At 45.7% G+C, this 6,864-nt stretch carries 5 protein-coding genes and 1 tRNA gene; 2 read left to right on the forward strand and 4 right to left on the reverse strand.

Annotated features, from left to right (window positions below; translation table 11 throughout):
* Positions 1-3: 3 nt before the first annotated feature.
* The 4 genes from FN815_RS16550 to FN815_RS16565 all read right to left on the reverse strand — a co-directional run bounded on the left by FN815_RS16550 (position 4) and on the right by FN815_RS16565 (position 4,952).
* Positions 4-2,745, reverse strand: coding sequence for a hypothetical protein (locus tag FN815_RS16550; protein ID WP_246075337.1), 2,742 nt, complete (start codon positions 2,743-2,745; stop codon positions 4-6).
* 61 nt (positions 2,746-2,806) lie between these two features.
* Positions 2,807-3,550, reverse strand: a complete 744-nt coding sequence (locus FN815_RS16555; protein WP_142455806.1) for a FecR family protein — start codon at positions 3,548-3,550, stop codon at positions 2,807-2,809.
* A 12-nt stretch (positions 3,551-3,562) separates the two neighbouring features.
* On the reverse strand, positions 3,563-4,738 hold the full coding sequence (locus tag FN815_RS16560; RefSeq protein WP_142455808.1) for a hypothetical protein: 1,176 nt from the start codon (positions 4,736-4,738) through the stop codon (positions 3,563-3,565).
* 140 nt (positions 4,739-4,878) lie between these two features.
* Positions 4,879-4,952: transfer RNA gene (locus tag FN815_RS16565), tRNA-Ala, on the reverse strand.
* A gap of 233 nt (positions 4,953-5,185) precedes the next feature.
* Between FN815_RS16565 and FN815_RS16570 the strand changes: the two genes are divergently transcribed.
* Positions 5,186-6,142, forward strand: a complete 957-nt coding sequence (locus tag FN815_RS16570) for an OmpA family protein (RefSeq protein WP_246075338.1) — start codon at positions 5,186-5,188, stop codon at positions 6,140-6,142.
* Positions 6,143-6,284: 142 nt separating this feature from the next.
* Complete coding sequence (locus FN815_RS16575) at positions 6,285-6,755, forward strand: hypothetical protein (RefSeq protein WP_142455810.1); 471 nt, start codon at positions 6,285-6,287, stop codon at positions 6,753-6,755.
* Positions 6,756-6,864: the final 109 nt, after the last annotated feature.

Below are 6,864 nucleotides of genomic sequence, written 5' to 3' on the forward strand. Positions count from 1 at the left end.
CACTTAAAAGCTGAAAATATATCTTAGCTGAACAATTCTGTCGTTGGCAATATTGGTGTTATTTACATTGGTGAAGTTAGCACTAAAGTTCAGTCCATGGTAATCATTAAACCGGTACTCGGCACCGGCTTGCAATACAAAGGTGTTGAAGTTATTGGTGCGACTGTTATCAGCTAACACGTAATAATCGTTGGAAGGATTATCATCCCGAACATCATTAGCAGGATTATCACGAATGTCCAAGTCGGTAATGGTGCTTTCATTTGCAGTAAAGGCCAGCCGGCCATCCACCGTTAATTTTCCCTGCATCAGCACATATTCCCCGCCGGCATATAGCCCTAATATGGAAATACTGTTCTGCCCACCCCCGGATTCGGTATCATTATAACTGAGGCCGAATTGCGATTGCAGGGAATTTCCGGGAAATCTTGAGGTGATATTCAGTGAAACGGCCGTATTATTGATATCCCCGAAAGCAAACACTTCATCGGTGGTTTTCAGGGTAGAAATGTTAATGGATGCATCGTGGCGAATATCGAGCAAGCGAAACTGCTGCGATACAGACGTATTCAGATTGAGCGTGTGATTTAATCTTGGAAAAACGGTCGTCACCGTATCGCCATCTGCATTGATTCGCTGATTGCGTACCGCTGCCTGAACCACTTCAGGGCTATACACTTCAAAATTCTGGCGCTCTACCTCATTATCCCTCGTCCGGTATCGAACCCCTGCAGTAACCCGGGGCAAATCACGGTTTACCGGGTACCAGCTCACATTGGTACGGTAGGTATTGGTGCGGGTAGTGGCATCTCTGTTCCCCACTACGTTATCCTGAAGGGTCTCAAAGCCCAGGGTCAGGTACAGACGATTTGAAAGCAAATTCATCCGGTCACTCAGGGTGAATCCAGCTACGTCTTTACGTACCGTAGAGTTTGCCAACGAATTGAAATTTGGCCCAATCCAGCGATACTGCAGGCGAAAGGTATTGCTGGCATAACGAGCGGAGAGTTCACTGCTTCCAGCAAGAATACTGGTGGGGAAAAACACTTCGGTATCCTCTTCGCCGTTTTCATCCTCCCTGATGCGCAGAGGAATCGTATTTATATTTTCGTTGATGATAATCAGCCACGAAATACGGTCTAATAAATCGGCCTCGCTTTGGGTGATATCAAAGCCCATATCTTCAGCCCTTTCTATATTAAGCGGACCACCGTAAATATCTTCATTTAGCGCACTGATTACCGCTTCTGATTCCACGCGTATCCGGTTTTGATGAAATCCGAACTTGAGATCCGTACCTGCCACAATGTTATCTCTGGGACGAACGGCTCCTCCCTGAACCTGTAGCAAGTTGGGATTCTCCTGCAGCTTTTGCCGGTCAGACGCGCTTAACTGACTCCCCAAACCAGTACCGGATTCCATCAAGCTGGCATAGTCCCGAATGTTTGTTAGAGAAGTCGTATCATCCTGAATCTTCAGGGCATGCAGTCCAAATTGAAATTTCTCGGGATTTCCGAAACCAATTCTTCCACCGGTAATCGTTCGCTGAAAAGTACCCCGCCCCTGTTGCTGGTAAGTTAAGGTATAAGAGGTATCAACAATCGCCCCGGAAGCTGCGGAATCTTGTTCAATAAGCAACTGGTCATAAAGGTTGGTTACTTTCCGGTCCAGCTCACCATACAGGAACTGAAGGTGCAAAGCATCACCCAATAAGTTGAACTCCGTGTTCAAACCATGAATGCGCCGGCCTGAAATAGTGAACTTGCTCATTGTAGGATATACGTGGCCGGCCTCAAACATCCACCAATCGCTGTAGGAAAGGTTGATTCCGTATCGGTTTTGTGGCTGGAGCCTCGCTGACTCCTGGGAAGTGAGGTAGCCGTTTAGTGCATAATTCAACTTCCCATATTGCCCCGATATTCGTGCCCGGCCTGTGTACGCATTATTTACATCACCAGCTATCACCTGGTTACGGGAGGTTAACTCTACCCGACCAGTTGGCAACAAACTTTCGGTATCAAATCCCTGAAATGCAGCCTGCCCCGGGGCTACCACAAAGAAAATCCAGTCAGTAACTACATAATTTTGTTCCGTGGAGTGATATTGAAGCGATACCTGATGCTGTCCCCGCCCTAAGGCTTTAGATGGTATGTAAGAGATGTAAAAGTCACTGGTATCTGCGGCAGAGGTCACATCGGTGCCGTCTACGAACAACCTGAATTCTCCATCCGGAATAGCCGCTTCATCATAAAAAAGTGCGATGGCCAAAACTACATCTTCTGCACGAAGTGCGTCCCCCGGTTCGGGAGAAAGAATCGAATAATCTACTGCTTCCAGAGAAGGCAATTCGGTGGTTGCATCCACAATCTCCACCTGCACCGGATTTTCTGTGGGATTTGACTCGGGATAGGTTAGGGTTTGCCCGGAAGCCAGTTCTACTTGCAGGTAATATTCTATCCCATTAGCTGACGCATCTTCTACGTTGAATGGAATCATAAAAGCCCCGTTTTCAAAGAATATTTCCTGCTGACGATAGCTGAAGTCCCCATCGTAACGATAGAAAAAACTGGCCTGACTGTAATCGGCACGGTTCAAACCGGTCACTTCAAATTCAATACGATTGGTTTCTCCACGATCCAGAGCCACCGGCGATTGATGCCGGACAATGTATTGTGCATGTGCCTGCTGTATACAGGTTCCCCATGCAACCAGTAAAAAAGTTGCTGCAAAAAGCCACCTAACCATACTGTAGCTGCGTTTTATTCAGGTTGTGTTGTACAAGTAACCGATGTGCGAAGCCCGTTTTTTAATTTTGACCTTCTTCAAATACATCGATAGTAATTTCTCTGAGCTGTCCGTTCTCATCCCTGAACCGGAATTTCAATTCCTTCTTAATCAGGTCATTCTCCAACTCGTTATAATCCTGCCCCAGCTGCTGTAATTCTTCATCACTTAATGTGCCGGAATTAATTTCATTTCCGTTTTCATCCACCCGGGCAAACATCTTATTAAATAACGATACCGTCTGGCCGGAATTTATGGCGGTAACATCCACCTGTCCGTTCTGAACCCAAACATACCCTTCATGACTGTTACCGAAATCAGTACCTTTAACGGAAGCCAGTGAACGTGAAGTAGCTACTTCAAAGTCATTTCCGCCCTGGGGTTCCACATTCAAAAATATTTCCCCGTTCTGTAAATTAATCCGGGTAGACATAGACTTGGAACTGCTGCCAACCTCCCCGTTAATCACCAGCACAGAATTGGGTTTTACCTTAGCCACACTTTTGTCCATAAAAAGCACTAATGCAAAAGCGTCATCAAATGTGGAAAGCGTGTCACCACTGAAAAGTTTTTCGCCAATATTTTCTTTGGGATCCAGGCTTATTTTTTTCCCTTCGTCCATATTCTGCACCACCACCTCAGGCTTGAACCTCCTGACGATAGCTATAGGCCGTTCGGCTTTGTAATAGGCAATATCAGCTGCCACCATACCTATCAGGATGAAAGCAACCGCAACGGGAACCAGTAATGTAAACAACCGTTTCATAGAGATATTCACTTAGTCGTTACCAATTATCATTTCTTCGTCCCGAATTTTCTGCAGGATTTCCTGAAGTTTAGCTACGGCCGCAGGCCCTGAATAGGTTTGTCCGTCGTACTCAAATTCCTGTAGCTCATACCCGTCTTCAAGCATCTGCTGAAATTGTGCTCCCCCCAACAGGGCTGCCACAGCTTCTTCCGTTTCTTCATTGATAGGAATTTTCTGAGCCTGCTCACCAGCTTGCTGCAATACAAATTCCCAAATTTCAGAATTCAACGTTTCTGTAGCGCCGCTAAGCTGCACGGTGGTTAGCACACGCCAATAATAGGTTTCACCAGGCTGCAGAGCTTGTGCACCAGAGGCGGGGTACTGAAAGTTATTCCCTTGTACCATCATATCCAGGTGTTCAAATTCGAGCAATGAGCCTCCTTCGTTGGTAGATGCCGAGCTAATGGCACTTTCAATCAAAGATTCAGGGCTGCTTCTGTGATTACCTTCAACTACCAAGATCCGGTATTGGCGGTCCGTTTCGCCCTCCCAGCTAAATTGCGGGTATGGATTGATGATTTCTGCCCCATCCCCCACTACACTACCGGGACTTTTCAAATAGATTTCCCTGGTTTCTGTGCCCGAAACCATTCCAAATTGAGCGGAAGAAGTAACCAGCGTTTCGCGCCCCCGCTGATTGGTAACCCTGAAAATGCTCACTTCTACCGTATATATATCCTGAGGCAAGGTAGTAGTGCCCTCCAGGCTATTGATAAATTCATCACCCTCTGGTGTTAAGCCCCCGGTGAACCGGATGTCTTCTTCCACTCCGGGAATAACTTCGTTGGCCAGATCATTATTGGTTATATAAACCGACTGAAAAGGTTCTAGCGAAAAGGGCTGCCCGCTGCGCTGCCTTAATTCGGCAATCAGGCCGTAACGAGAAGTGTTAACAAGCACTTCAAAATAGAGGTTGTCTAATTTCCGGTCTTCCAGGTTCTCAAGATAACCCGAAAGAAGCACTGGTCCCCTTCCCGGATCAGAAATTCCAAGCCCGGTTAAACTCAAAGCCTGGGCGTTTTCAAGAACAGGACTAACTTCAAGAGACAAAGCTACCTCTTGTGCCCGCGCCTCTGACAAGCTCAACAGTCCTATCAGCCCAAACAAGACAAAGGTGTTCAGTAGTAATTTTTTTGGTGGTGTCATAGTGTACGACCCCTTATTTAGTGGATACTTATTTTAAAGTATCGAGATTACACAAACAAATTTTTCAGTGTTATCGGCTATTTTCTAATAAACTGAAAGGCATAAAAAAAGCCACTCCGCAATGCAAAGTGGCTTATAAGTGGAGCTACGGGGATTCGAACCCCGGACCTTCGCGCTGCCAGCGCGACGCTCTAGCCAGCTGAGCTATAGCCCCGTTTTTTCGAGAGCACCAAAATTAAATATTATTACATCAAAATAACACCCCAAAACTGAAAAAAATTTTTTCATCTATAAACCTCCTCTTTACCGCAAATATTGATTAGAAACAAAAATCTGAAAAGCGAATAATTATTGTGTAGAGGTTATTAAAAAACTCTTTTTAATTCCTTATTAAACTGCTATTTTATTTCAAAATTTGACTAAAGTTAATCTCAACCGAAATCTAAAATGATGACTAAATTAAGACACTTAACCACCTTTCTTGCTCTCTTTGCAGTGGTATTTTTTGCTGGCTGCTCTGGCAGTGATGAGCTTCTTGACCCATCTGAACGTACGCTCGAATATCTAAGGTCTCTCGATGAGGAAACTCTTCGCGGATTAGATACCGATCAGGACGGCTTAAATGATTACCTCGAAATTTATGAGTACGAAACCGATCCCCTCAATCCTGATACGGATGATGACGGTCTTACTGATGGAGAAGAAGTAAATGAATATGAAACCGATCCACTGAACGCCGATACCGACGGTGACGGCCTTAGTGACGGAGACGAAGTTAATTCCTACAACACTGATCCCCTGAATCCAGATTCTGACGAAGACGGATTAACCGACGGTGAGGAAGTAAACGAATATTACACCGATCCAAATAATGCCGATTCTGATGGCGACGGCCTCAGCGATTACGACGAAGTAATGACGCACGAAACCGATCCTAACAACGCCGACTCTGACGGTGACGGATTTACCGACGGACAAGAGCTGGACATGGGAACTGATCCTAATGATGCCAATGATCCTGTTTACCTCAGTGGTGACGCCTTGCAAACCATCAACTTTGACTTCGACCGCTCTAATATTCGCGCCGATGCCGAAGCTGCCCTGCAAGCTAACGTTGAAGCCCTGAAAGAAGCTGCTGCATTCCGCGTACGTGTTGACGCTTACACTGACCATGTTGGTGGCGACCAGTACAACTTGCGCCTTAGCTTGCGCCGTGCAAATGCCGTAGTTGATTTCTACACTGAAAACGGTATTTCTGAAGACCGCATTGAATCCCGTGGTTTAGGTAAAGCTCCTGTTGAATGTACTGAAGCTGAAAAAGATGCGAACACACCTGGTTGCGAACGTAACCGTCGTGCTGAGTCTCATCCAATTAGCACACTCAAATATGAGCCCAGCAACTAAGCTTCGCTGATATTTAGTTAACCATTTAAAACCCGCTGCCAACGCAGCGGGTTTTTTTATGCCTTTTATTTTTGGGCCTTCTTTACTTCCTGTCACGTATTAAATGCTTAGAACCTCTAACCCTAATAGAATTTCTTAGCATATGTATACCCAAAAACTCCATCTCCCTTTAGCGGCTTTACTTATTTGTATTCTTGCACTCACAGGTTGTAAGGACAGTGGCTCTGGGTCAAATAAAAACAATGCTTACAACGGACTGGCTGTCAGAGTAGTGAATACAGGTTCAGGAGATCTTGAACTTTCCCAGGATTCAGATGCCAGCACAGGCTTTTGCTACCAGGAAGATGGCTGCCCTACATCCGGCGGTGGTTCCTTTCATACCGTATTTGAAGGGCAGGATACCATTATGGACAGCTCAGATCCCGACGGACAAGCCGTTGGTGTACAGGTAGGATTTCATGTGGATGCAGGAAGTGGTTATTTCGAAATCGTTGAAGGAAAAGCCTATCGCGACGATGCCGGATTCCTGGAATTTGAAGCAGCTGACGTGGTATATACTTCCGATGAGTTTTCAGCGGAAACTGTCAGCTTCCCTAAAATTCGTCCGGTCTAAAGTAGAAAAACACGTACTTTTGACCTATGAAAAAATCTCGATTTACCGAATCCCAGATCATCTCTATTCTCTCCCAGCATGAGCAGGGACGTAAAGTAGCCGATCTGGC

The sequence above is a fragment of the Gracilimonas mengyeensis genome (assembly GCF_900182705.1).
Taxonomy (GTDB): domain Bacteria; phylum Bacteroidota; class Rhodothermia; order Balneolales; family Balneolaceae; genus Gracilimonas; species Gracilimonas mengyeensis.

Coding starts and splice junctions, on each gene's coding strand:
- FN815_RS16550 (WP_246075337.1), bottom strand. CDS start 2,745: ATGGTTAGGTGGCTTTTTGCAGCAACTTTTTTACTGGTTGCATGGGGA.
- FN815_RS16555 (WP_142455806.1), bottom strand. CDS start 3,550: ATGAAACGGTTGTTTACATTACTGGTTCCCGTTGCGGTTGCTTTCATC.
- FN815_RS16560 (WP_142455808.1), bottom strand. CDS start 4,738: ATGACACCACCAAAAAAATTACTACTGAACACCTTTGTCTTGTTTGGG.
- FN815_RS16570 (WP_246075338.1), top strand. CDS start 5,186: ATGATGACTAAATTAAGACACTTAACCACCTTTCTTGCTCTCTTTGCA.
- FN815_RS16575 (WP_142455810.1), top strand. CDS start 6,285: ATGTATACCCAAAAACTCCATCTCCCTTTAGCGGCTTTACTTATTTGT.